At 70.1% G+C, this 24,203-nt stretch carries 21 protein-coding genes and 1 pseudogene; 11 read left to right on the top strand and 11 right to left on the bottom strand.

Annotated elements, in window-relative coordinates; translation table 11 throughout:
• Nucleotides 1-289: 289 nt before the first annotated feature.
• Nucleotides 290-4,741 carry a LamG-like jellyroll fold domain-containing protein gene (locus AB0C15_RS26180; RefSeq protein ID WP_357356173.1) on the top strand — a complete coding sequence of 1,484 codons (4,452 nt, stop codon included), beginning with the start codon at nucleotides 290-292 and terminating at the stop codon, nucleotides 4,739-4,741.
• Between the two features lie 60 nt (nucleotides 4,742-4,801).
• Here AB0C15_RS26180 and AB0C15_RS26175 read toward each other — a convergent pair whose 3' ends face one another.
• The 4 genes from AB0C15_RS26175 to AB0C15_RS26160 form a co-directional block, all read right to left on the bottom strand.
• Nucleotides 4,802-6,091, bottom strand: coding sequence for a hypothetical protein (locus tag AB0C15_RS26175; protein ID WP_357356171.1), 1,290 nt, complete (start codon nucleotides 6,089-6,091; stop codon nucleotides 4,802-4,804).
• 69 nt (nucleotides 6,092-6,160) lie between these two features.
• Nucleotides 6,161-6,736: a WHG domain-containing protein gene (locus tag AB0C15_RS26170; protein ID WP_357356169.1), complete on the bottom strand. Its 576-nt coding sequence runs from the start codon at nucleotides 6,734-6,736 to the stop codon at nucleotides 6,161-6,163.
• A complete protein-coding gene (locus tag AB0C15_RS26165) occupies nucleotides 6,729-7,529 on the bottom strand; it encodes an alpha/beta hydrolase (RefSeq protein ID WP_357356167.1) in 801 nt (266 codons plus the stop codon). Before AB0C15_RS26165 ends, AB0C15_RS26170 begins: the two co-directional genes overlap by 8 nt.
• Before the next feature lie 105 nt (nucleotides 7,530-7,634).
• Nucleotides 7,635-8,555: a proline dehydrogenase family protein gene (locus tag AB0C15_RS26160; RefSeq protein WP_357356165.1), complete on the bottom strand. Its 921-nt coding sequence runs from the start codon at nucleotides 8,553-8,555 to the stop codon at nucleotides 7,635-7,637.
• A 106-nt stretch (nucleotides 8,556-8,661) separates the two neighbouring features.
• On the opposite strand from AB0C15_RS26160, the gene AB0C15_RS26155 reads away from it, so the two are divergent.
• The 3 genes from AB0C15_RS26155 to AB0C15_RS26145 are packed head-to-tail and all read left to right on the top strand — an operon-like array spanning nucleotide 8,662 to nucleotide 10,714.
• Complete coding sequence (locus AB0C15_RS26155; protein ID WP_357356162.1) at nucleotides 8,662-8,940, top strand: hypothetical protein; 279 nt, start codon at nucleotides 8,662-8,664, stop codon at nucleotides 8,938-8,940.
• Nucleotide 8,941: 1 nt separating this feature from the next.
• Nucleotides 8,942-10,108 carry a glutathionylspermidine synthase family protein gene (locus AB0C15_RS26150; protein ID WP_357356160.1) on the top strand — a complete coding sequence of 389 codons (1,167 nt, stop codon included), beginning with the start codon at nucleotides 8,942-8,944 and terminating at the stop codon, nucleotides 10,106-10,108.
• Nucleotides 10,109-10,126: 18 nt separating this feature from the next.
• On the top strand, nucleotides 10,127-10,714 hold the full coding sequence (locus AB0C15_RS26145) for a CGNR zinc finger domain-containing protein (protein WP_357356158.1): 588 nt from the start codon (nucleotides 10,127-10,129) through the stop codon (nucleotides 10,712-10,714).
• A 31-nt stretch (nucleotides 10,715-10,745) separates the two neighbouring features.
• Here the strand turns inward: AB0C15_RS26145 and AB0C15_RS26140 are convergent, their stop codons facing one another.
• Both AB0C15_RS26140 and AB0C15_RS26135 read right to left on the bottom strand, forming a co-directional pair.
• The gene (locus AB0C15_RS26140) at nucleotides 10,746-11,552 is read right to left on the bottom strand and encodes a sugar phosphate isomerase/epimerase (RefSeq protein ID WP_357356156.1); all 807 of its coding nucleotides are present in this window, start codon (nucleotides 11,550-11,552) and stop codon (nucleotides 10,746-10,748) included.
• 75 nt (nucleotides 11,553-11,627) lie between these two features.
• Nucleotides 11,628-12,572 carry a Ppx/GppA phosphatase family protein gene (locus AB0C15_RS26135; RefSeq protein WP_357356154.1) on the bottom strand — a complete coding sequence of 315 codons (945 nt, stop codon included), beginning with the start codon at nucleotides 12,570-12,572 and terminating at the stop codon, nucleotides 11,628-11,630.
• An 80-nt stretch (nucleotides 12,573-12,652) separates the two neighbouring features.
• Here AB0C15_RS26135 and AB0C15_RS26130 point away from each other — a divergent pair, with 80 nt between their 5' ends.
• The 3 genes from AB0C15_RS26130 to AB0C15_RS26120 are packed head-to-tail and all read left to right on the top strand — an operon-like array spanning nucleotide 12,653 to nucleotide 14,069.
• Nucleotides 12,653-13,450, top strand: coding sequence for a hypothetical protein (locus AB0C15_RS26130; protein WP_357356273.1), 798 nt, complete (start codon nucleotides 12,653-12,655; stop codon nucleotides 13,448-13,450).
• 35 nt (nucleotides 13,451-13,485) lie between these two features.
• Nucleotides 13,486-13,686, top strand: coding sequence for a hypothetical protein (locus AB0C15_RS26125; protein ID WP_355005772.1), 201 nt, complete (start codon nucleotides 13,486-13,488; stop codon nucleotides 13,684-13,686).
• Between the two features lie 32 nt (nucleotides 13,687-13,718).
• Complete coding sequence (locus AB0C15_RS26120) at nucleotides 13,719-14,069, top strand: type II toxin-antitoxin system death-on-curing family toxin (protein ID WP_357356151.1); 351 nt, start codon at nucleotides 13,719-13,721, stop codon at nucleotides 14,067-14,069.
• 21 nt (nucleotides 14,070-14,090) lie between these two features.
• Here the strand turns inward: AB0C15_RS26120 and AB0C15_RS26115 are convergent, their stop codons facing one another.
• A complete protein-coding gene (locus AB0C15_RS26115) occupies nucleotides 14,091-14,669 on the bottom strand; it encodes a TetR/AcrR family transcriptional regulator (RefSeq protein WP_357356149.1) in 579 nt (192 codons plus the stop codon).
• Nucleotides 14,670-15,071: 402 nt separating this feature from the next.
• Between AB0C15_RS26115 and AB0C15_RS26110 the strand changes: the two genes are divergently transcribed.
• Nucleotides 15,072-15,725, top strand: a complete 654-nt coding sequence (locus AB0C15_RS26110) for an NAD(P)-binding domain-containing protein (RefSeq protein WP_357356147.1) — start codon at nucleotides 15,072-15,074, stop codon at nucleotides 15,723-15,725.
• Nucleotides 15,726-15,786: 61 nt separating this feature from the next.
• On the opposite strand, the gene AB0C15_RS26105 is transcribed toward AB0C15_RS26110, so the two are convergent.
• Together AB0C15_RS26105 and AB0C15_RS26100 are read right to left on the bottom strand one after the other, a co-directional pair.
• Nucleotides 15,787-16,470 carry a response regulator transcription factor gene (locus tag AB0C15_RS26105; RefSeq protein ID WP_030329696.1) on the bottom strand — a complete coding sequence of 228 codons (684 nt, stop codon included), beginning with the start codon at nucleotides 16,468-16,470 and terminating at the stop codon, nucleotides 15,787-15,789.
• Nucleotides 16,471-16,494: 24 nt separating this feature from the next.
• Nucleotides 16,495-17,778 (bottom strand): ATP-binding protein, encoded by a 1,284-nt coding sequence (locus AB0C15_RS26100; RefSeq protein WP_357356145.1) that lies wholly within the window; start codon nucleotides 17,776-17,778, stop codon nucleotides 16,495-16,497.
• A 204-nt stretch (nucleotides 17,779-17,982) separates the two neighbouring features.
• Between AB0C15_RS26100 and phoU the strand changes: the two genes are divergently transcribed.
• Nucleotides 17,983-18,636 (top strand): phosphate signaling complex protein PhoU, encoded by a 654-nt coding sequence (gene phoU, locus AB0C15_RS26095; RefSeq protein ID WP_151496297.1) that lies wholly within the window; start codon nucleotides 17,983-17,985, stop codon nucleotides 18,634-18,636.
• Nucleotides 18,637-18,700: 64 nt separating this feature from the next.
• Here phoU and AB0C15_RS26090 read toward each other — a convergent pair whose 3' ends face one another.
• Nucleotides 18,701-19,468: a phosphoglyceromutase gene (locus AB0C15_RS26090; protein ID WP_357229052.1), complete on the bottom strand. Its 768-nt coding sequence runs from the start codon at nucleotides 19,466-19,468 to the stop codon at nucleotides 18,701-18,703.
• A 152-nt stretch (nucleotides 19,469-19,620) separates the two neighbouring features.
• Here AB0C15_RS26090 and AB0C15_RS26085 point away from each other — a divergent pair, with 152 nt between their 5' ends.
• Together AB0C15_RS26085 and AB0C15_RS26080 are read left to right on the top strand one after the other, a co-directional pair.
• Nucleotides 19,621-20,901: an MFS transporter gene (locus AB0C15_RS26085; RefSeq protein ID WP_357356143.1), complete on the top strand. Its 1,281-nt coding sequence runs from the start codon at nucleotides 19,621-19,623 to the stop codon at nucleotides 20,899-20,901.
• A 75-nt stretch (nucleotides 20,902-20,976) separates the two neighbouring features.
• Nucleotides 20,977-22,290 carry an MFS transporter gene (locus AB0C15_RS26080; protein WP_357356141.1) on the top strand — a complete coding sequence of 438 codons (1,314 nt, stop codon included), beginning with the start codon at nucleotides 20,977-20,979 and terminating at the stop codon, nucleotides 22,288-22,290.
• Nucleotides 22,291-22,617: 327 nt separating this feature from the next.
• On the opposite strand, the pseudogene AB0C15_RS26075 reads toward AB0C15_RS26080, so the two are convergent.
• Nucleotides 22,618-23,019: pseudogene (locus AB0C15_RS26075) on the bottom strand (hypothetical protein); the annotation flags it as partial.
• Nucleotides 23,020-24,203 lie beyond the last annotated feature (1,184 nt).

The raw sequence follows: 24,203 nt of genomic DNA, 5'->3' as shown, positions 1-24,203 counted from the left end.
CGCGCACCCCCGTGGCGCGAACAATGTTTCATGTCGTCTACCACCGAAGGTAACGGTGCGATAACGAATGACGACTGTCACAGCCGCAAATGCGTTGCAGTGAGTCCGAAAGGGACAACTGCCTATGAGGTCGCCCGTCCCACGGCTGCCCCGGTACTGGTTCACTGTGGCCGCCCTACGGACGTGCTCCGCGTCCGCCGGCTTCACTCACGGGGGAGATACCTTTTCCATGCTCAAAATCGGTCCTCAACCGAGGCCATGGACAACCAGACGAGCGCTAGCCACAGGGGTGGCCGCAAGCCTCGTCCTGGCCGCCCCAGCCACGTTCCTGCCCGAGACTCCGGCTGCCGCCGCGCCCAGCAAGCCCTCACCCAAGTCGGCAAGTGGGTCACTCAGCGTCGAGCGGGCGATGGTCGAGGCGAAACGGACCGGCAAGCCGGTCGAGGCGACCGGCGCCCGCACGTCGACTACGACCTACACCGCCCGCCCGGACGGAATGATGGAGCTGACCGAGTCGGCCGTACCCACCCGCACCAGGGTGAACGGCACCTGGAAGGACCTGGACCCAACCCTGGTCCGAAACGCCGACGGCAGCATCACGGCGACCGTCACCACCAACCCGATCCGCGTCTCCGCCGGTGGCGGTGGACCGCTCGCCGAGATGACCAGCGGGGACCGCGCACTGTCGGTCACCGCCCCATTGACTCTGCCGGCACCGACCCTGTCGGGGCCGACAGCCACGTACGCCGAGGTGCTGCCTGGGGTCGACCTGACCGTCCGGGTCGACTCCGAGGGTTCCTTCTCGCACGTCTTCGTGGTCAAGAACCGACAGGCTGCGGCCAATCCACGGCTGGCGGCCCTCGACCTCGCCACCACCACGAAGGGCGTCGCGCTGACAGCCGATCCGGCCGGCAACATCACCGGGCGCGATCGTGGCGGCCGGACGGTGATCACCGCGCCCGCCCCCGCGATGTGGGATTCCGCCAGCGATGCGGGCGCAAGAGCTGGCACCAGTGAACGAGGGACCGTTTCCACCCCGGGCGGACCCGGTCGCGGCGCGCGCACGGCCCCGATCGCAGTCCAGATCGGTGCCGGAAAGCTGCGGCTCACCCCGGACCGAACGCTGCTGCATGACCCGGCGGCGGTGTACCCCCTCTACATCGACCCCACCTTCAACTGGACGCCTGTCGGCCCCAAGATGGGCGGTTGGGCCTCGATCTCCTACCAGCACCAGTCGACCAACTACTGGAAGAACACTCCAGACCCCATCGGTCGGATGCAGGTCGGCAACTCGGGAAGTCAGCGGTCGAACACTCTGATCAACTTCCCCGTCCCGTACGCCACCCTCGCCGGCGCCGAGATCGCGGACGCATTTTTCAAGATCACGAACACCCGATCCTGGAGCTGCACCGACAAGACCGTCAACATCTACGGCCCAGGCACCACCTTGAGCTCCAGCAATGCCAACTGGGATGACTGGGAGGGGGTGAGCAAGGGCAGCGCCATCGCCAGCAAGAGCTTCGCGTACGGCTACAGCGGTTGCGGTGCCGCAGGCGTCTCCTTTGACATCACTGGGCAGATCAAGGCTGACGTCACCGCCAAGAGGTCGACCCGCACCCTGTGGATGGTCGCCGCCAACGAGGCCAGCGACACCGAGAGTTGGAAGGAATTCCTGGAGACCAGCCCAACGCTGACCATCCGCTACAACCACGCCCCCGCCGCGCCGACCGGGCTGAGCACCTCTCCTGCGACAGCCTGCACTGCGGCGAGCCCCACGGTGGTCGGTGACACCGCCGTCTCCCTCTATGCGCCGGTGACCGACCCCAACAAGGGCACCCTCGGCGTGACCTTCAGCTTGTCGAAGGTGAATGCCAACGGAACCCAGACCTTCATAAAGTCGACCGATCCCAATTCGCTGACATACTCCTCCGGCACCACTGCGGTATGGATCGTGCCAAGGTCCATCCTCGCCGGGGCCTCGGGAGTGGTGGACGGCGTGAGCTTTGGCACCGCGACGACATTCACCTGGAAGGTTCAGACGACAGATTTCCAAACGTCGAGCAACTGGTCAGCTACCTGCCGCTTCACCTTCGACGCCACCCGCGCCGGACCACCGGTAATCGCTGATCTTGAGGGGCCGGCAACGATCGGGCAGCCGATCACCATTTCGGTCAAGCCGCCGATCAGCGGAACCAGTCCCACCAACTACGCTTACCAGTTGAACGCGGCACCGCCGCAGGGCATCAAGACCGACCCGAGCGGTATCACCAGTTTCGAGGTCATCCCAACCCGGTTCACCAACACGATTTCGGTCACCAGTGTCACCGCAGGGGGACAGAACTTCGGTGAGACAGCGACACTACCCTTCAACGCTGATCCCTCACCCGTGGTGGCACCGGACGGCGATCTGACCGGCGACGGCAGGGCAGACCTGCTCACCGTCGGCTCGGTCAACGGCCTCAAGCCCGGCCTTTGGCTGGCCAAGAACAACGGTCTGGCTGGGGTCAACCCGAGCATCAGCGACATGGGCGCGCATGGCAACGGGGTCGGCGTCAATTCTCCCGCGGACTTTGACGGCGGTCAGGTGCTCACCGGACGGTTTACCGGCGGCAACCTCCAGGACGTGCTGATTTACTACCCAGCGGGAGTCAATGCCGGCGGCGGTGGCGTCCTCGCGGGCAACGGTGACGGGTCCGTGTTGATGCCCGAACGGAGCGGCGTCCAGACCAGCTTCGATCAGCAGAACGTGCATGACGAATACGGCCGGTCGCCGATCCAACTGGCCAACGCCGGTGAGGGGCGGGGATCCGAAAACCAAGGCTTCCCGGACCTGATCGGCACCAGCGGAGATGCCACCAGGGGATACCAGCTGAGCTACTACCGCAGCGCGCCGGGCACCGGCTTCTTCTCTGGCGGATTCTCCACTGGGGCGTTGACACCGACCGGCGGCGCTGACTGGAACAACTGGACGATCGCCACCGCACAGGCCAGCAGCGGTGCTGCCATGTTCCTGTGGAACCGGACCAGCGGCGCACTGCACCTGTGGTCCGACCTGGCCTACAACGAGAACACCGGGCAGCTCACGTACACCGCGCGCATCCTGGCGGCGGGCGGCTGGAACACCGGTACAGCGCTTACCCTGCGCGCCGGAGACATCAATGGCGACGGCCTCCCGGACCTCTGGACTGTCGGTGCCGGTGCGGTCACCACCGGTTGGCTGGTCACCAATCTCCAGACGGGCACTGCCACCATCACCGCCCAGCCGAGGCAGACGCTTGTCACCTCCGACCACACCTGGCAGTTCGACGACAAGTCGGTGTCCGAGGACAACAGCACCGTCAGCACTGCCATCGACATCTCCGGCGGCAAGGCGCTTGGAGTCGAGGTGACCGATCCTTCGGTGGAAACGCCGGGAACGAGTGCGAGTTGGCGCACCGGTGAGCTCTTCCCAAAGGTCGTCGTACTCAACACCGATGCGACCGCGACCAAGGTCAACTTCATCAACAAGACCGCGCTCACCAATGCAGAGCGGTTGATCGACACGAGCAAGTCGTTCAGCATCTCGGTATGGGCCAAGCCCACGGCCGCCGGCGGTGTCATCGCCAGCGAGGACGGCGCGAACGCGTCGCGCTTCCTGCTCTGGAACAACCAGAGTGACAACACCTGGCGGTTCGGTCTCGGCAACGCCGACAGCGGTTGGTCGTACGCCCAGGTGGTGGCGCCGGCCGGTACGGCGCTGGGGGTCTGGACGCACCTGGTTGGCACCTACAACGCCGAGACCCGGACGATCGTGCTCTACGTCAATGGGGTGATCAAGGGAAGCGCGAAGTACGAAGCCACGCCGACGTGGCCGAGCACCGGCAAGTTCGTGGTGGGCCGCTACAAGTACCAGGGCGCGGCCACGGCGCACTACTCCGGGATGCTCAGCAATCTGCAGGTGTGGAAGCGGGCACTCACCCCCACCCAGGTTGGGGCGACAAACGTCACGAAGAGCGGTTCGCTCACCCCGGTCGGCGCCACCACCTGGACTCCGCCGGGCACCGGCACGAAGCAGACCGACGTCTACGCGACGGACACCATCGGCAGCTTGTGGAGATACCGGAAGGTGAACAACCAGCTCACCTCACCCCGGCTGATCTCCTCGGGGTGGAGCCAGTTCACCTCGTTCGGTATCGCGGACATGGACCACGACGGCTACCAGGATGTGATCGTCCGGGACAACGTCACCTGTGACCTACAGGTGTTCCTGGGCACCGCCGACGACCTGAGCCCCACGCCCACGTCCTACGGCACCGGGTGGTGCACCTTCCGTCCGTTCGGGGTGGCCGACTACAACCGGGACGGCTACCAGGACGTCTTCACTGCGGGCCCGACCAACGATATGTGGGTCTACCCGGGTGACCTGGCAGGTGGCAAGCTGACCCGCATCGACGTCGGCGACGGTTGGGACGGGCAGTACGCCGGGTTCGGTGTGGCCGACGTGGTGGGTGACACCACGCCGGAGATGTACGGGCGGGAGATCGACACCGGTCTGCTGCGCGTGTACGACCTCCAGGCGCGGACCATCACCCAGGTCGGCATCCAGTGGACGAACTACACCTCCTTCGGGATGACCGACTTCAACGGGGACGGCAAGCCCGACATCCTCGCCCGGGAGAACGCGACGGGCATTCTCTGGATGTACCCGGGGGCGGCCAACGGCACCCTCGGTACCCGATCGTCGATCGCCACCGGCTGGTGAACGACGGCGGTGGGTCGGGCCTCGGCCCGACCCACCGCCACAGCGATCGACCGAGCCGCGTCAGCCAGCGGCTGCGCGGATGTACGCCACGCACTCGTCGTGCAGCGTCGACCACTGCTCACCGAACGCCTTCTCCGATGCCTCGTCGATGGTCCTGCCGTCGTGCACGACCGTCTTGAAGAAGGTCAGCAGCCGCAGCGGCCCATACCTGTCGATGAGGTGCCGGACGGCCAGGTAACCGATGCCGTAGCTGCCGGCGACCCGCTCGGCGGAGGCGTCGTCGGCGGGGTTGACGCCCTCCAACTTGCCATCCCAGCCGCCCCTGACCATCTTGCGGACGTCGGCGATCCCCTCGTACCTGTCGACCGCCTGGCCGCCGGCACCGGCGAACTCGGCCAGGCCCTCCACCAACCACCAGGTGAGCTTGCCCGGGTAGCCGCGCTCCGGTAACGACGCCGCGTGGGTCAGCTCGTGCCGCAGCAGGTCGTCGGTGCCGCTGTTGGTGAGCCCCTCGGCGTTGAGCACCACCTCGTGGTGGCCGCCGCCCACGGTGACCGCGTAACCGCCGGTCCATTCCGGGCGCTCCCCGCCGTACCAGCGCTGCCACTCGGTGCGCCCGGCGTAGAAGATCCGGTACCGGTCCGGCGGTGAGCCGGTCACCGCGTACCCGTCGGCGACCTTCGCCGCCGCCTCGGCCTGGGCGAGCAGGCCGGGGAGCTTGCCGCGCAGGGCCGGGGTGGTGGCGACGATGGACCGCGCGCCGACGGCGACCGCCAGGTCGCTGATCTCCCACGGTCGGGTGCCGGTCTCCACCGACTTGGACTCCTCCATGGCGACCATCCGGGGCTGGTCGCCGTTCTCCCGCCAGCGGGTGCCGATCAGCACGGTGCTGGTCCGGCAGTTCGGGGTGACGAAGCAGTACTGGAAGCGCACCAGCATCCGCCACTCGCCGGGTTTGCCGATGATCGGCACGGGCAGGCCACTCGGCTCGGCCCGCCAGCCGGTCACCTTGAGCGCCCTCAGCGCCGCGAAGCGTCGGCGCAGGTCGGAGTGGGCGGCGGGGTCGGCGACGGCGAGGAACCCGGCGCGGTCGCCACCGAGAAGTGCCGCGGACTGCCGGTGGAGTTGGGCGGTGATCCGGTCGGACAACCCGCGGGCCACGGCGGTGGCCGGGTCGTCGGAGGACGAGGCACCGGCCCGGCTGATCGTGGGGCGCGCGCCTGTCTCGCGGATCACCCCGACGACGATCGCCGCGGGCAGACCGCAGCCCAACAGCAGGAGGACCACCACGAGCACTGTCCACAGCGGCCAGAGGCGCCGTGGTGCTGGCTGCTGCACCTCGTCAGTCACCCGCCGAAGGGTACGACCACTGCCTGGGTACGGCGAGGCCGCCCCGGGCCGATCGGCCCGACCACTCGCTCACCCGCCGGTGCGCGGCCAGGAGCGGAACGAGATGTCCATGCTCGCGACCAACTGGTGGTACGAGCGGTCCACATCGCGGGGCAGGCCGAAGCCGCCCGCGGCCTCCAGGGTCACGAAGCCGTGCAGGGCGCTGCGCAGCGCTCGGGTCGCGTCCACCGCGTCGTCACCGGTGAGCCCGTACCCGCGCAGCACCGCGAAGATGGCGTTGACTGCGCGTTCGCCCGCCTCGATGTGCTCCGGGTCGGCCGGGTCGGGCACCCGCTGCGTCGCCGGGTAGCGGCCGGGGTGCCGGTGGGCGTAGTCACGGTAGGCGTCAGCCATGGCCCGGAGCGCGTCCCCACCGGAGCGACCGACGGCGGCGGTGGTCATCTCGGTGGCCAACTCGGCGGTGGCCAGGACGGCGAGCTTCTGGGCCAGCGCGTCCGCACCCCGCACGTGCTTGTAGAGGCTGGGCAGCGCCACCCCGAGCCGGCTGGCGAGCGCGGCGAGGGTGAGCTGCGCGAAGCCGACCTCGTCGGCCAGCCGGGCGGCCTCGCGTACGACAGTCTGTTGGTTGAGGCCGACCCTAGGCACCGGCGCACACCGCCAGGAAGGCGAGCAGTTCGTCGGCCGTGCGCTGCGGCTGGTCGGCGTGCGGGTAGTGGCCGGACTCCACGATCATGCGGGCCTCGGCGGTGCGGAAGAGCCGCCGGGCGGCGCGGGCCTCGGCCCCCGGGTCGGGGAAGTCCGGGTCCTTGGACCCCATCAGCACCAGCACCGGTTGCCGCACCTGCGGGGCGCGGGCCGTCCAGTGCGGCTCGGCCGGTGCGATCACGCCGCGCGTAGCGGCCATCCGGCCGGGCTCGCGCAGCTTGGCCACCATGGAGCGACGGTAGGCCGCGTCGTCGACGGGTCGGTGCACCGGGAACAGGGTGTTGTGGAACATCCCGAAGAGTCGGGGGCTGTGCAGCACGGACCACATCGCCATCCGCAGCATCGGGTTGAGCTTCGGTTGACCGACGAACGCGCCGATCTGCACGATGCCGCTGACCAGCTCGGGCGCGTCGGTGGCGGCGAAGACCACCGCCGCCGCGGCGGACGAGCTGCCGACCAGCACGGCCGGGCCGGAGTCGAGGTCACGGACCACGGCCAGCAGGTCCGCGCCGACCTCCGCCGGGGCGTACGTGGGCCAGCCGGCGCTGGACTCGCCGTGCCCCCGGACGTCGACCGAGGCGACCCGGTGACCTGCGGCCACCAACAGGGGCACGAGGTGCCGGAAGCTCGCCCTGTCCTCGCCCATGCCGTGCGCGAGGACGACCAACGGGCCGTCGCCCCGCACCTCGTACGCGATGTGTCCGCCGTCCCGCCGCACCTGGCTAGCTGTCATAGCCCTAAAGCTAAGCCACTTAGCCAAACTTGGCAAGCCGGAGACGCGAAACGGGCCGGCGGTGACCCGAAGGTCGCCGCCGGCCCGCCTGCCGAACCGGGGACGTTACTTCTTGGAGATCAGGGCACGGCCGAAGAAGACCAGGTTGGCGGGGCGCTCGGCGAGCCGGCGCATCAGGTAGCCGTACCACTCGTCGCCGTACGGGACGTAGGTGCGCACGGTGTAGCCCTCGCCGGCGAGCCGGGCCTGCTCCTCGGGGCGGATGCCGTAGAGCATCTGGAACTCGAAGCGCTCCGGCCCCCGGTCGAACCACCGGGCCCGGTCCTCACCGATGGCGATCATCCGGGGGTCGTGGGTGGCGAGCATCGGGTACCCGTCGCCGGACATCAGGATGTTCATGCAGCGGACGTACGACTTGTCCACCTCACGGGCCGACTGGTACGCCACCGACTCCGGCTCCTTGTAGGCGCCCTTGCACAGCCGCACCCGCGACCCGGCCGAGGAAAGCTCCCGGCAGTCCGACTCGGTCCGACGCAGGTACGCCTGGAGCACCGCGCCGGTCGACGGGAAGTCCTTGCGCAGCCGGCTCAACACCTCCAACGTCGAATCCGTGGTGGTGTGGTCCTCCATGTCCAGGGTGACGGTGGTGCCCACCGCGTCGGCCGCAGCGCAGATCGCCCGCGCGTTGTCGTACGCCAACTGCTCGTCGAACATCTGACCGAGGGCGGAGAGCTTCACGCTCACCTCGGCGGCCGGGGTGAGCCCCGCGGCGCCGAGCATCTTCAGCAGCTTCAGGTATTCGTCCCGGGTGGCGGTGGCCTGTTCGGGGCGGACGGTGTCCTCACCGAGGTGGTCGAGGGTGACCGCGAGGCCGTCGTCGACGAGCCCGCGGGTCGCGCGCAACGCGTCGTCGGTGGCGGCGCCGGCAACGAACCGGCGGACGACGTCCCGGGTGTACGGGGCTGTCGCGACGAGCCGCTCGACCTGGGATGACCGGGAGGCGGCGAGGATGACGGAACGGAGCATGAGCCGAGCGTAACGCCCCTGCCAGGGGCCTCGCCGAGGGGCGGCCGGGCCACCTCGACGTGGGGGCGGGGCGGCGGCGGTGGCGCGGATCAGCTACAACGATGCCGTGGACCAACGCCCCCGCCCCCACCGCCGACTCCGGTCGGCCTCCGTGCAGCTCGGCGCGCTCACCGCTCTCGCGCTCGCCCTCTCCGGCTGCAACATGACCTCGGACGACGACGATGACGACGACTGCGCCCTCGGGCCGGTCGGCGGCGGCGGGACCGTCGCGCTGGCGATGCGGGTCAGCGACCCGGCCGCCGGCCGCACCGCCCCGGAGCCGACCACAGCGGCCCTGCCCGAGCGCGGCGGGTTCGGCACCCACCTCGCCTCCTGCGGGGGCTGACGTGCGCCGCGAGACGGTCACACCACGACCGGACTGGGACGCCACCATCCGGTCGCAGGGGCTGGTCTACGTCGACACCGAGCTGCCCGACGGCGGGATCATGTCGTACTGGGACGAGACCGCCGCGTACGCCTTCGACCTGGACGAGGTGCTGCGGCTGGAGGAGGCCACCGAGGAGCTGCACCGGATGTCGGTGGCCGCCGCCGAGCACGTGGTGGCGCAGCGCCGGTACGCCGAGTTCGGCATCCCGCAGTGGGCGGCCGAGGCGGTGGCCCGGTCGCTGCGGGAGGCGCCACCGACCCTGTACGGGCGCTTCGACCTCGCGTACGACGGCACCTGGCCCCCGAAGATGTTGGAGTACAACGCGGACACCCCCACCGCCCTGGTCGAGGCGAGCATCATCCAGTGGTACTGGCTGGAGCAGACCCGCCCCGAGCTGGACCAGTGGAACAGCCTGCACGAGCGGCTGGTCGGCGCCTGGGCCAAGATCGGGGCGGGGTTGCACGATCCCCTGGTGCACGTGCTCTGGTCGAACGAGGAGGAGTCCGGCGAGGACCACATGACCGCCGGTTACCTCGCCGAGACCGCGCGGCAGGCCGGCCTGAACGTCGAACTCCAACCCATCCAGGACATCGGCTGGGACGGCCGGCGCTTCGTCGACGCCGACGACCGCCCGGTGACCACCTGCTTCAAGCTCTACCCGTGGGAGTGGATGCTCGCCGAGCCGTACGGGCCGGCTGCCCTGGCTCCGGGCACCCCGACCACCTGGATCGAGCCGGCGTGGAAGCTGCTGCTCTCCAACAAGGCGCTGCTCGCGGTCCTCTGGGAGCTGTACCCCGGTCACGAGTACCTGCTCCCGGCGTACCTCGACTCGCCGCGCGGCATGCCGGAGTACGTCGCCAAGCCGCTGCTCGGCCGCGAGGGCGGCTCGGTACGCATCGTCACCGCCGAGGAGGAGATCACCAACCCGGGGATCTACGGCGACGAGGGCTGGTGCTACCAGGAGTTCCGGGCGTTGCCGCAGTTCGCCGGTCATCGAACGGTGCTTGGCAGTTGGATCGTCGACGGCGAGTCGGCCGGTTTGGGGGTGCGGGAGAGCGCGAGTCTGATCACCGACGGCTACGCGCGGTTCCTGCCGCACTACATCGACGCGCCGCGCACCCACTGAGTCGTCTACCGTTGTGGTGTGAACTTCGACGCGTACGCCCGGACCGGCGTTGACTTGGTCAACGCCCGCCTGGACGACCTCGACGACCTGCGAGCCCTCTTCAGCGACGACCAGGCCTGGATGCGCGACGAGGTCGCCGACCGGGACGTCGCCATCTTCCGCCGGGCGCAGAAGCGGTTGCGCGACGTCTTCGAGTACGGCACCTCGGGGCGCGACGCCCAGGCGGTCACCGAGCTGAACGCGCTGCTCGAGGCGTTCCCGGTGCAGCCGCGCATCTCCGGGCACGACTCCAGCGACTGGCACATGCACGTGACCAGCCGGGGTGCCTCGGTCAGCGCCGAATACCTGGCCGGCGCGGCCTGGGGGCTGTCGGTCTGGCTCTGCGAGTACGGCAGCGCCCGGTTCGGGGTCTGCGCCGACGAGCGGTGCGGCAACGTCTACCTGGACACGTCGTCCAACTGCTGCCGGCGGTTCTGCTCGGAGCGCTGCGCCACCCGCTCGCACGTCGCGGCGCACCGGGCCCGCAAGCGGGCGGCGGTCGGCGAGCAGGTGACCGTCGCCCCGCAGCCGACCTCCGCCGTCGACTCCCTCTCACCGGTGAGCTGACCCCGCCACCGCCCGATCGTGGGCGGGCAGGTCAGGCGTCGACGGGTGACGACGCGGTCAGGTGCTGGCGGGCGAACTCCAGCGCGGCGCGCAGGTCCGCCTCGCGCACCGCGCGACTCTTCGCGCCCCGGGTGGCGACCTCCACCGCCACCGCCCCGGTGAAACCCCGCCCGGCGAGCGAGGAGAGCAGCTCCCCGCAGGGCTGGGTGCCGCGCCCGGGCACCAGGTGCTCGTCGCGGCCCTCTCCGGTGCCGTCACCGAGGTGCACGTGCGCCAGCCCGGCGCCCATCCGGTCGGCCATCTCCAGCGGGTCGCTGTGCGAGGCCGCGCAGTGCGACAGATCCAGGGTGTACGACGGGTAGCCGGCGTCGGTCGGATCCCAGCCGGGCACGTACGGGACGAACTGGCGACCCGCCATCCGCACCGGGTACATGTTCTCCACCGCGAAGCGCAGCCCACTGAACCGGTCCGCGACGGTGGCCAGCCCCTCGGCGAAGTTACGCGCGTAGTCGCGCTGCCAGCTGAACGGCGGGTGCACCACGACTGTCGGCGCGCCGAGAGTCTCGGCCAACTCGGCAGCCTTGCGCAGGCGCTCCCACGGGTCCGGACTCCACACCCGCTGGGTGACCAGCAGGCAGGGCGCGTGCACCGAGAGCACCGGCACCCCGTAGTGCGTGGAGAGGCCGCGCAGCGCGCCCGCGTCCTGGCTTACCACGTCGGTCCAGACCATCACCTCGACGCCGTCGTAGCCGAGCGCCGCAGCCAGTTGGAACGCCGCCGCGGTCGGCTCGGGGAACACCGACGAGCTGGACAGGAGCACGGGAACGCGGGAAGTCACATCAGCCAGCGTAGCCCGGCAGCGCCGGGGGCATCGTGACGAGCACCGGCAAACCAACCGAAAACGGCCAGCGGATCAGATCGGCTCAAGTTGATCGAGCCGGCGGAGGATGACACCCTCCCGCAGCGCCCACGGGCAGATGTCCAACGAGTCCAGATCCAGCCGGCGCATCACCGCCTCGGCGACCACCGCACCGGCCAGAAGCTGGTGGGCCCGGCCCGTGCTGACCCCCTCCAACTCCATCAGCTGCGCCGGCGGGATGTGCCGGATGAAGCCGATGACCTGCCGTAGGCCGGCCCGGGTCAGGCTGCGACGTGCCCACAGCCCGGCGCCGGACGGTGCCGCCCCGGCCAGCCGGGCCAGGGTCCGGAAGGTCTTGGACGTGGCCACCGTCCGGTCCCAGCCGACCTGGGTGATCTGGTCGACGACCTTGTCCAGCCGACCGTCCACGTACTCCCGCAGCTTCTCGACGGCCTCCGCCGACGGCGGGGTGGTGCTGGCCGGATCGACCCGCAGCCGCTCCCGGGTCAGCCGACCGGCGCCGAGCGGCAGCGAGACCGCGACCTCTGGGTCCTCGTCGATGCCGGCGGCGATCTCCAGCGAGCCGCCGCCGATGTCCAGCACCAGCAGCCGGCCCGCCGACCAGCCGAACCACCGCCGGACCGCCAGGAACGTCGACCGCGCCTCGTCCGCCCCGGAGAGCACCTCGAGGCGTACGCCGGTCTCCTCCCGGACCCGGGCCAGGACCTCGGCCGCGTTCGTGGCGTCGCGCACCGCGGACGTGGCGAAGGCGATCAGGTCGTCGGCCTCGAGCCCGGCGGCCGCCGCCTTGGCCATGCCCACGGCCTTGACCAGGCTGTCCGCCCCTGCCTCGGTCAGTGCGCCGTCGGGGCCGATCTGCTCGGCCAGCCGGAGCACCACCTTCTCGGAGTGCGCCGGCCACGGGTGTGCGCCGTGGTGCGCGTCCACCACCAGGAGGTGCACCGTGTTGGATCCGACGTCGAGGACACCCAGTCGCATGGTGAAGACCCTAAGCGCAACACGTTTGCGCGGCTCACCGGCCTGCGCACGCCACCGCGCGTAGGCTGGGCCGAGTGACGATGGAGCTCCGTGTGCTGGTGGACGACCCTGGTGACCCGCGCAGCCGCGAGGTGCCCCTGGACTTCCCTCGGGAGTGGATCGAGTTCGCCGACCCCGCCGACGAGACACACCTGATCCGGGCCGACCTGACCTGGTTGCTGTCCCGCTGGACCTGCATCTTCGGCAAGGGCTGCCACGGCATCATCGCCGGCCGGGCCGCCGACGGTTGCTGCTCGCACGGGGCGTTCTTCACCGACTCGGACGACGAGAAGCGGGTGCGCAACGCCGTCAAGCGGCTCACCCCGGAGACCTGGCAGCACTTCCGGCGCGGGTTCAAGAACTGGACCGACGAGGACACCATCGACGGCAAGAACCCAGCCCGCCGCACCGCCACCCAGGGCGCCGACGGCCCGTGCGTGTTCCTCAACGACGCCGACTTCGCCGGTGGGGGCGGCTGCGCCCTGCACGCGCAGGCGCTGCGTGACGGGGTGCACCCGTTGGAGTACAAGCCCGACGTCTGTTGGCAACTGCCGATCCGCCGCGACCAGGACTGGGTGAAGCGCCCGGACAACAGCAAGGTGCTGGTCTCCACGCTGTCCGAGTTCGACCGGCGGGGCTGGGGAGCCGGCGGGCACGACCTGGACTGGTGGTGCACCTCCTCCACCGACGCGCACGTCGGCACCGAGCCGATGTACCTGTCGTACGGGCCGGAGCTGACCGCCCTGATCGGCGCTGCCGCCTACGAGCGGCTGGCCGAGCTGTGCGCGACCAGGACGAGGCAGGGCATGATCGCCCCGCACCCGGCCGACGAGATCTAGCGGATCTTGGTAGCGATCCTGCTACCATTTTTGGCATGGCCATGACGCTGCGACTTGACGACGACCGTGAACGGCGGCTCCGTCTCGTTGCGGACGAAGAGGCACGGTCGATGCACGCCGTCATCGTCACCGCGATCGACGACTACCTGGCACGGCGTAACGCCAAGGAGTTCGGCGGCCTCGCAGACGAGATCATCGAGCGTCACGCCGCCCTGCTCGCCCGCCTGGCGGAGTGATGACGGAGATCCGTTACCCCACGCTCGCTGACGTGGCGGGCATCGCCCGGAAGCTGGGCGTGGGGATCAGGGACGCCGGGCTGGTGGAGTCGGCGGTAGCTCGGCCACAGACCAACCTGTTCGGCGAAGATGCCTACCCGGATGTGTGGACAAAAGCCGCAGCACTGCTCCACTCCCTGGTCAACAACCATCCGTTCGTGGACGGCAACAAGCGGATCGGCTGGATCGTCGCCATCGCCTTCCTGCTCCAGGACGGCGCCGTCACCATCGCTCAGCTCGACGACACCAACCAGGACATCGCGTACGACCTGGTCATCGGCGTGGCCGAGAGCCGCCTCACGGAGGTGGCCGAGATCGCTGCCGGCTTACGCAAGCTGTTCTGACCCGGGTCCGGCGGTCGCCGCTCAGCGCAGGGCGTCGTCGACAAGCGTGCGAGCGCTGCGCTTCGCCGCGTCGGCGACCAGGGGGTCGCCGTCCAGCACACCGGCGACGAGCCCGCCGTCCAGCAGCAGGGTGAGCTGCTGGGCGAGCAGTTCCGGGTCGGCCGCGCCGGCCCGGCGGGCCAGCTCGGTCACCCAGGCACGAACCACGGTCTTGTGCTCGACCGTCCGGGCGTGCACCGGCCCGGCGGCGGACGATTCGGCCGCGGTGTTGATGAACGCGCAGCCGTGGTAGCCCTCCCGGCGACAGGCGCCGGTCAGCGCGTCGAACATCCCAACCAGTTGGTCGCGCGGCTCGTCGCCGGCATCCCGGGCCGCGGACCGCAACGCGCCGAACCACGCCTGGTCGACCCGATCGAGGTACGCCAGCACGAGGTCGTCCTTGCGCGGGAAGTGCTTGTAGAGCGTCGCCTTGGCCACGCCCGACTCGGCGATCACCGTGTCCACCCCGACGCCGCGCGGCCCGTGCGCGTAGAAGAGCCGGAACGCGGTGTCCAGGATCCGGTCCCTGGCCGAGCCGGCCGGGGTGCGGGGCGCGGGCATCGGTGCTCCCTCGTTCTGCTGATGACAGCCCTGATCCTATAGACGGCTCCGTCTACGGAGGCAGTGCCCTCGGCTTCGGCGACCCCGCGAGGGCTGCGCGACCGTGACACGACGACCTCGCGACGGCCTCGGGGACGAGGGGCGGGACATGGGTTCGGCGCGCTTTGGAGCTGAATCGCTTGTGACATCAGCGGAAGACACCGGCCGGCGACGGCGGATGACTCGTTTGGGACATCAGCTCCAGAGGATTACCAACCGCACTGCCGCCCCTCCGGGCGTCCAGAGAGGGCTGTACGCCAGCACCCCTGCGACTCCACAGGGGCTGTGGTAGACAGACCTGTCTGTTAGCCTGCTTCCGATCGGCACGAGCCGATTCGATGTCCCGACGGAGGATCGATCGACATGCGTATCGCAGTTCTCGGCACCGGCTCGGTCGGTCGAGCCATCGCCGCCCGCACGGCGGAACTGGGTCACCAGGTGACCATCGGCACCCGCGACGTCGCGGCCACCCGAGCCGGCGACCACGCCCACTGGGCGGCGCAGCACCCCGAGGTCGGCCTGGCGACCCTCGCCGAAGCCGCAAGCGGCGCCGAGCTGGTCGTGAACGCCACAAACGGCAACGGCTCGCTCTCGGCACTGGCCGCGGCCGGCGCACCGAACCTGGCCGGCAAGGTTCTGCTCGACATCGCCAACCCGCTCGACTTCGGTGCGGGTTTTCCACCCACCCTGTCGGTGCTCGACACCGACTCCCTCGCCGAACGCATCCAGCGCGAGTTTCCACAGACCAGGGTGGTCAAATCCCTCAACACGGTGACCGCCGAGCTGATGGTGCACCCTCATCAGCTCGCCGAAGGTGCGCACAGTGTCTTCGTCTCCGGCGACGATCCGGAGGCCAAGCGGATCGTCACCGGACTGCTCGTCAGCTTCGGCCACACCGACGTGATCGACCTCGGCGACCTCTCGACCGCGCGGGGCACCGAGATGCTGCTGCCGCTCTGGTTGCGGCTCTACGGTCGACTCGACACCGCGAACTTCAACATCAAGGTCGTTCGCTGACCGAGGGGGAACAGGCCGAAGGGGGCCTGCGTCGAACGCAGACCCCCTTCGCGTACGCCGATCACGGCTCGAACTTGTAGCCCAGACCCCGCACGGTCACGATGAAGCGCGGCGCGGACGGCTCCGGCTCGATCTTGGACCGCAGCCGCTTGACGTGCACGTCGAGCGTCTTGGTGTCACCGACGTAGTCGGCACCCCAGACCCGGTCGATGAGCTGGCCGCGGGTGAGCACCCGGCCGGCGTTGCGAAGCAGCAGCTCCAGCAACTCGAATTCCTTCAGCGGCAACTGCACGGCCCCGCCGTCGACCGTCACGACGTGCCGCTCGATGTCCATCCGCACCGGGCCCGCGGCAAGCGTCGGCGCACCCGCTTCGGCCACCTCCGGGCTCTGCCGGCGCAGCACGGCGCGGATCCGGGCGACAAGTTCCCGCGGCGAGTACGGCTTCGTGACGTAGTCGTCGGCGCCGATCTCCAGCCCGACCACCTTGTCGATCTCGCTGTCCCGGGCGGTGACCATGATGATCGGCACGGCGGAGCGCTGCCGCAACTGCCGGCAGACCTCGGTCCCCGACATCTCGGGCAACATCAGGTCGAGCAGCACGATGTCGGCGCCGGTCCGGTCGAACTCGGTGAGGGCGTCGGTGCCGGTCGCAGCGACCGAGACCTCAAAGCCCTCCTTACGGAGCATGTACGACAAGGCGTCGGAGAACGACTCCTCGTCCTCGACCACGAGAACGCGGCTCAACGGGGATTTCCTTTCCATCTGCTGTCAGACCTGCCCTAGCCCAGCCGGACCGGACTCGATCCCAACCGGCGGCAGTGTCGCCAGGAGGTCGTCCGGTGGGCTGGCGGGCAGCCGGAGGGTGAACGTCGATCCACCACCAAGAGTGCTCGACACCTCGACCCGTCCGCCATGGTTGCTCGCAATGTGTTTCACGATCGCCAGACCGAGCCCGGTGCCGCCGGTGGCACGCGAGCGGGCCTGGTCGGCCCGGTAGAACCGCTCGAAGATCCGGTCCACGTCGGTGGGGGCGATACCGATGCCCTGGTCGGTGACGGCGACCTCGACGTGATCGTCGTCGCCCCGCAGGGTCACCCGCACCGTGGTGTCCTCGCCCGAGTAGTTGATGGCGTTCTCCACCAGGTTCGCCACCGCCGTGGCGAGTTGGGAGTCGCTGCCGTACGCGGTCAGGCCACGCTGCCCGTCCACGGTCACCGCGACGCCCCGCGCGGACGCCGTGGTGCGGGTCCGGTCGACCACCTCGGCGATCACCCAGTCCAACGCGACCGGCTCCGGTGGCGGCTGCGGCTCGGCCCCCTGCAACCGGGTCAGCTCCAGCAACTCCTGCACCAGCCGACCCAGGCGGGTCGACTCGTGCTGGATCCGTTCGGCGAACCGGCGGGCGGCCACCAGGTCCTCGGAGAGGTCCGGCGTCGCGGCGTCGGCCGGCTCGGTCGCGTCAAGCAACGCCTCGGCGAGTAGTTGCAGGGCCCCGATGGGGGTCTTCAGCTCGTGGCTCACGTTCGCCACGAAGTCCCGTCGGACCCGGGTCAGCCGGTGCGACTCGGTCACGTCGACCGCCTCGACCGCGATGAAGCCGTTGCCGAGACCCATCGCCCGCAGGTGCACGCCGAGCGGGTTCTCCCCCGCGCTGTCGCGACCCCGGGGCAGGTCAAGCTCGATCTCGCGCCGCACGCCGGTGCGTCGCACCTGGCCGGCGAGGGTACGGATCAGCGGGTGCGCCGCGATGGATCCGGGGGTGCTGCCGGTACGCAGCAGCCCCATCGCGCGGGCGGCCGGGTTGATCAGCACGGGGACGTCGTCGTCGTCCAGGACCACGACACCGGCCCGGAGCGAGTCGATCGTCCGGCGGCCGAGCCCGGCCTGCTGCTCGTCGACTATCGCGGGCCTCCCCCTGCTCCAGCGGAAGCTGACGCCTCCCGTCGGCGTGGAGCGGCCGTCCCGCCTCGGCAGGAACCTGGGCAGCACCAAGCCGGCGGCCATACCGGCCACCAACGCCACGGCCACCACGACCGCCACCGCCCACTCCACCCGGCGATCGTAGGGTCATTGTTAACCTGGCTACCACACAGAACGGGACGAACTACCCTCACTTACGGAAGTGTTCACCCCCACGTCTGACGTCGTTCACCGTGGTTCATCCGGGGTCCGTCCGCGCGCCCTACCGTTGGCGTCGCACCTGCTCAACCCCCTGCGCCGGCACCCGTCGGCGGCGACCGACCACAGGACGTGATGATGCGCGACGAGTTCCGGGCCGACCTCCAGATCGTCAGCCAACTGCTGGTGGACATGGCGGAGGGCGTCCGCGCCGCCATGCGCCAGGCCACCCGGGCCCTGCTCACCGCCGACCGGCAGGCCGCCGAGACGGTCATCGAGCGGGACGCCGAGATCGACGACCTCTACCGGCACGTCGAGGAGCGGGTCTGTGACCTGCTCGCCCGACAGGCGCCGGTCGCCTCCGACCTCCGGGCGATGATCACCGCGCTGCACGTGGCCGCTGATCTGGAGCGGATGGGCGACCTCGCCGAGCACGTGGCGAAGACCGCGCTGCGCCGGCACCCCTCCCCCGCCGTCCCGGCCGAGCTGCGGACGGTCTTCACCGAGATGTCCGAGATCGCCGACCGGATGGCCGTGAAGATCGGTTCGGTGCTGGCGAAGCCCGACGCCGACCTCGCCGGCGAACTGGACCGTGACGACGACGCCATGGACGAGCTGCACAAGAACCTGTTCGCGGTGCTGCTCGGCGACGACTGGCCGTACGGGGTGGAGACGGCCATCGACGCCACCCTGCTGGGCCGCTTCTACGAGCGCTTCGCCGACCACGCGGTGAACGCCGGCGAGCACGTGATCTACCTGATCACCGGGGAGAGCACGCCCAGCAGCAACTGACTGAGCACGCAAAGGGGCCCCTGGTCATCGCTCTCCGCGATGGCCGGGGGCCCCGTGTCGTCGCTCAGCGGCCCTGGTTGGCCACCGCCGCGGCGGCTGCCTTCGCAGCGGTCGGGTCGAGGTAGGTGCCGCCCAGGGTGAGCGGGCGCAGCTGCGGGTCGAGGTCGTAGCGCAGCGGGATGCCCGTCGGGATGTTCAGCTTGGCGATCGCCTCGTCGGAAATCTGGTCGAGGTGCTTGACGAGGGCGCGCAGCGAGTTGCCGTGCGCGGCCACCAGCACCGTCCGGCCGGCCAGGATGTCCGGCACGATCGAGTCGTACCAGTAGGGCAGCATCCGGTCGACGACGTCCTTGAGGCACTCGGTGCGCGGCATCAGCTCGGTCGGCAGCAGCGCGTAGCGCGGGTCACCCACCTGCGACCACTCGTCGTTGTCGTCGATCGGCGGCGGCGGCGTGTCGTACGACCGGCGCCAGAGCATGAACTGCTCCTCGCCGTACTCGTCGAGGGTCTGCTTCTTGTCCTTGCCCTGCAGGGCGCCGTAGTGCCGCTCGTTGAGCCGCCACGACCGGCGCACGGCGATCCAGTGCCGGTCGGCGGCGTTGAGCGCCAGCTCGGCGGTGCGGATCGCCCGGCGCATCAGGCTGGTGTGCACGACGTCCGGCAGCAGGCTGTGCTCGCGCAGCAGCTCGCCGCCGCGCCGCGCTTCGCCCTCGCCCTTCGCGGTCAGGTCGACGTCCACCCAGCCGGTGAAGAGGTTCTTGGCATTCCAGTCGCTCTCACCGTGTCGCAGCAGGACCAGCGTCCCGACGGTGGGCCCTTCGCTCGCAGTCATGCGGATCATCCTGCCTCAACCGCCGGGCGGACACGCGGGCAGCCGTCGTGACGACCACCACGTGAAAAAGCGGATGACCTGCCGATCCGCCCGCCACTAGGGTTGTAAGGCACGCCAGTCACATCGGTCATTACTGCAAGCGGGGCGCCAATATGCGGACGATGCGGAGTTGGTTCCGGGACACCACCGGCGGCCTTCCGACCACCTTCTGGTACCTGTGGTCCGGGACACTGATCAACCGACTCGGCTCGTTCGTCCTCGTCTTCCTTGCCATCTACCTGACCCAGGAACGTGGCTTCTCGGCCTCGCAGGCCGGCCTGGTGATCGGCCTCTGGGGCGTCGGCGGGGCATTCGGCACGACCGCCGGCGGCACCCTGGCCGACCGGTGGGGTCGCCGACCGACGCTGCTCACCGCGCACGTGGGCGCGGCGGCCATGATGCTCGGGCTCGGGCTGGCCCGGGACCTCTGGGCGGTGGCGCTCGGCGCACTGCTGCTCGGCATGTTCGCCGAGGCGGCCCGGCCCGCGTTCGGGGCCATGATGATCGACGTGGTGCCGGCCAAGGACCGGCTGCGCGCCTTCTCGCTCAACTACTGGGCGATCAACCTGGGCTTCGCCTGCGCCGCCGTCCTCGCCGGCCTCGCCGCACAGGCCGACTACCTGCTGTTGTTCGTGGTCGACGCGGCCACCATGCTGATCACCGCGCTGATCATCTTCAGCAGGGTGCCGGAGACCCGACAGGCCGGCCCCACAGGTGCCGACGCGGTGAAGGCGGTCCCGCTCGGCGCCCTGCGCACGATCCTCACCGACCGGGTCTACCTCGGCTTCGTGGCACTCAATCTGCTCGCCGCGCTGGTGTTCCTCCAGCACATCTCGATGCTGCCGATCGCGATGGGCGACGACGGTCTGAGCCCGGCCACCTACGGCTCGGTGATCGCGCTCAACGGCATCCTCATCGTGGTCGGCCAGCTCTTCGTACCCCGACTGATCCGGGGCCGCAGCCGCTCACACGTGCTCGCGCTGGCCTCCGTGGTGATGGGCGTGGGGTTCGGGTTGACCGCGTTCGCCGGCACCGCCTGGTTCTACGGGCTGACCGTGCTCATCTGGACGGTCGGCGAGATGCTGAACTCCCCCTCCAACTCCACGCTGATCGCCGAGCTGTCCCCGGCCGAGCTGCGCGGCCGCTACCAGGGTGTGTTCTCGCTCTCCTGGCAGATCGCCGGTGCCAGCGCGCCGATCCTCGGCGGCCTGGTCCGCGAGCACGTGGGCAACGACGCGCTCTGGTACGGCTGCGCCGCGCTCGGCCTGCTGACCGCGGTGGCCCACCTGGTTTCCGGGCCGGCCCGGGAGCGGCGCGCCACCGCGCTGCGCCGCTCCGGTGAGGCGCTGGCAACGGTCGCCGTCACCCCGGCGCCGCAACCCGCCGACGCCTGACGACTGGCGCGGTGGGGCCGCGAGTTTCTACTGTGCAGTGGAAACAGTTAACAACCTGAACTGTCGGGAGGTCGGGTGCACGCCCTGCGGCGCTGGTGGCACGACACCGCAGGCGGGCTCCCCGCCACCTTCTGGTACCTCTGGGCCGGCCTACTGATCAACCGGGCCGGCGCCTTCGCCATGCTGTTCCTCTCGCTCTACCTCACCGACGTGCGCGGCGCGAGCGAAGGGCTGGCCGGCACCGTGGTCGGCGCGTACGGGGCCGGCGGGGCGGCCGGTGTACTGCTCGGCGGGGTGCTCGCCGACCGGTGGGGCCGCCGGGCGACCCTGCTCGCCGCGCACCTGGCCACCGTCGGCCTGATGGTGGCGCTCGCCTTCACCCGACCGCTGCTGCTGATCGCGGTGCTCTCCGCGCTGATCGGCGTGGTCCACTCGATGCCCAGCCCGGCGTTCGTCGCGGCGATCGTCGACGTGGTGCCCGCCGAACGCCGCTCGCGGGCGTTCAACCTCCAGTTCTGGGCGTTCAACCTGGGCATGGCGGTCGCCTCGCTGCTCGCCGGCATCCTGGCCGAGGCAAGCTTCACCGCGCTGTTCCTCGTCGACGCGGGTGCCACCCTCACCGCCGCCGCCGTGATCGCCTGGAAGGTGCCGGAAACCCTGCGGCTGACCCGGCCGGCGACCGGCCGACCGCCCGCCACCAGCGCGGCACCGACAACCGTCCGCGCCCGCCGACCGGGACTGCACACCGCGCTCACCGACCGCACCTTCCTGATCTTCGTCGGGCTCACCTTCGTGCTCGCCGTACTCACCATGCAGACCTCGACGATCATGCCGTTGGCCATGCGCGCGGACGGCCTGGGCCCATCGGCGTACGGGCTGGTGGTGGCACTCGGCGGCGCGTTGATCGTGGTCGGGCAACTGTTCGTGCCCCGGCTGATCGACAGGCACCGCAAGGACGTCGTCCTGGCCGCCTCCACGGCGCTGCTCGCGCTCGGCTTCGGGGTCCTCGCCATCGCCGACGAACTGGCCATCTACCTGGCTGCCGCAGTCGTCTGGACGGTCGGCTCGATGCTCGCCGCACCCCCGAACGCGCAGATCAACGCGGACCTGGCACCACCACAGCTACGAGCGCGCTACCAGTCGGTCTTCTACCTGACGTTCCCGGCCGCCGCATTCGTCGCACCCACCCTCGGCGGAGTGAGCCTTCAGCACCTCGGCGACCGGCACTGGCTGATCGTGGCCGGGCTCGGTCTGCTTGCCGCGCTCGGGCACCTGCTCGCCGGACCGCCCCGGGAGCGGCACGTCGCCGCGCTACGCCGGGCCGGAGCCGAACACTCCCGCCGACCGGATGAACAACGCAAAGCGCCCACCACGTCCCTGAGGTCGTAGTGGGCGCCCGCCGTGGGGCCGGCGGCGGCGGGCAACACTCACCCCCGTAAGCATCGCCCGCTCACGCCGCCGGTCCAAACAGGTGGGCACCGTCCCCCAACGGTTGATCCACCCGTCCCCTCGCGCCTCGTCTGGTGCGCGGATCTGATCGATCCGCCGCTCCCCCGAACGTTTCCAAACGTGGCGCGGTGCAATAAAGCTAGTTCGCCCGGATTCTGGATTCAACCCAGAACGGCTGTCTCGCCCGTCACAACTGGCGAGTATCCGCTGCTCCGGCCTCGTCCGTTGGCAACAGGCGCATACCCGTCGCCCATTCCCGCAAACACCTCAACCATCTTCCCGATCGGGTGACTCGGTCCGGAAGAAGCTGCTCTGCCGGCCGTCCCGCAACTGTTCCTGATAAATCAGATTCAGCCGACGCAGGTCAAACGTGTAGAACCACTCATCCCAGGTGATTTCGCGGATCCGGCTACTTTCCCGGTATCCGGGAATGTTGAAGGTCAACACACCGGCCCGGCCATCCCGTTCGGTGCCGGCGATGGTCGCCGGCTTCGCCCCACGTTCCCGGGCCCACCGCTGGATCACCTCGTGGTTCGCCGTGATCAGGCTCCGCCCAGGACGCTCCGGCCGGTCCATCGTCGACGAAATCACCTGTGAACTACGGACCGACCGACCCGTACCCCGTCCGGTCCGGATCCCGCCGGCCGCGGTCCCGCCGCCGGTCGACCGCGTCAGCGGACGCTTCCCCGCCGCGCTCTTGGCCGGTGCGGTGCGCTTCGCGGCCGCACTCTTGGCGGGTGCCTTCTTCGCCGCCGCGCTCCTGGCCGACGTCGTGCGCTTCGCCGCCGCGCTCCTGGCCGACGTCGTGCGCTTCGCCGCCGCGCTCCTGGCCGGTGCCTTCTTCGCCGCCGTCTTCCGCGCGGGCGCGGTACGCGCCGTCGCTGTCTTCCGGGCCGCCGTGGTCTTCCGCGCTGCCGCGGTCTTGCGGGCCGTCGCGGTCTTGCGGGTGGCAGTTGTCCTGCTCGCGGCCGCGGTCTTGCGCGCGGCCGTCGGGCTCGCGGCCGCTGTCGTCTTCTTCGCCGCTGTCGTCTTCTTCGCGGCTGTCGTCTTCCTCGCCGGCGCCCGCTTCGCCGCCGCAGCCGACTTCCGCGCGGCGGTCGCCTTCGTGGCGGCGGCCCGCTTCGCGGGCGCGCTCTTGTTCGCCGGCGCGGCCTTCGCGCGGCTCGACGCCGGCCTGGCCGCCGACTTCCTGGTGGCGGCCGCACGACCCGCCGATGCCCTGGTGCCGGCAGCCCGGCCCGCCGGGCCCGTGCTGCTCCGACCCGCACCGGCCCGCATCGAACGCACCAACTGTTTCACCAACTCCGGCTTGCGCAGAGCGGAGATCCCGGAGACTCCGCGTTTGCGCAACTGCCCACGGATGTCGTCCACCCGCATCCGGGAAATCTCCGACTCGGAGACTCCGGGCGTACCCGGACTCTGATTGCCGGCCTGTCGCTTCGTCCTTGTCGCAGTCGCGCCGCGACCTGAGCTGTTCCGCTGAGCCATGGGACGCTCCGCTCCTTGGCACTCCGTCATCGGCGCGCGGGGGTCCCTTGCCGCACCGCGCGGAGCGGCATACCCGTCAGGAGCATTCCGAACCACCGCCAACTCGCCGGAACGCCCCGCCCACGCCGATCTTGCGTTTCCGGTCGGGGAAAAGCGAGGAATGCCGCCTACGCCGGGACAGCAAGTGCAAGATCGCGGCCCGACTCCGATCGATCATGGAGTTGTGGTGCCTGATTTGGCGTCATGAGGGGGCTTTGTCACCCACCACAACTCCATGATCGACGGGGCGGAGCGGGGGGTGCGGGGGTGCGGGGGTGCGGGGGTGCGGGGGTGCGGGGGTGCGGGGGGTGCGGGGGGTGGGGGGT

Source organism: Micromonospora sp. NPDC048835 (assembly GCF_040649995.1).
GTDB lineage: Bacteria > Actinomycetota > Actinomycetes > Mycobacteriales > Micromonosporaceae > Micromonospora.
The sequence above is the reverse complement of the archived record's forward strand: the minus strand, read 5'-3'. Positions and strand labels throughout refer to the sequence as shown.

Excerpts from the sequence above, each read along its gene's own strand:
- AB0C15_RS26090 (WP_357229052.1), bottom strand. The coding sequence starts at position 19,468 with ATGACTGCGAGCGAAGGGCCCACCGTCGGGACGCTGGTCCTGCTGCGA.
- AB0C15_RS26130 (WP_357356273.1), top strand. The coding sequence starts at position 12,653 with ATGGAGCTCCGTGTGCTGGTGGACGACCCTGGTGACCCGCGCAGCCGC.
- AB0C15_RS26165 (WP_357356167.1), bottom strand. The coding sequence starts at position 7,529 with ATGACAGCTAGCCAGGTGCGGCGGGACGGCGGACACATCGCGTACGAG.
- AB0C15_RS26085 (WP_357356143.1), top strand. The coding sequence starts at position 19,621 with ATGCGGACGATGCGGAGTTGGTTCCGGGACACCACCGGCGGCCTTCCG.
- AB0C15_RS26115 (WP_357356149.1), bottom strand. The coding sequence starts at position 14,669 with ATGCCCGCGCCCCGCACCCCGGCCGGCTCGGCCAGGGACCGGATCCTG.
- AB0C15_RS26160 (WP_357356165.1), bottom strand. The coding sequence starts at position 8,555 with ATGCTCCGTTCCGTCATCCTCGCCGCCTCCCGGTCATCCCAGGTCGAG.
- AB0C15_RS26135 (WP_357356154.1), bottom strand. The coding sequence starts at position 12,572 with ATGCGACTGGGTGTCCTCGACGTCGGATCCAACACGGTGCACCTCCTG.
- phoU (WP_151496297.1), top strand. The coding sequence starts at position 17,983 with ATGCGCGACGAGTTCCGGGCCGACCTCCAGATCGTCAGCCAACTGCTG.
- AB0C15_RS26125 (WP_355005772.1), top strand. The coding sequence starts at position 13,486 with ATGGCCATGACGCTGCGACTTGACGACGACCGTGAACGGCGGCTCCGT.
- AB0C15_RS26110 (WP_357356147.1), top strand. The coding sequence starts at position 15,072 with ATGCGTATCGCAGTTCTCGGCACCGGCTCGGTCGGTCGAGCCATCGCC.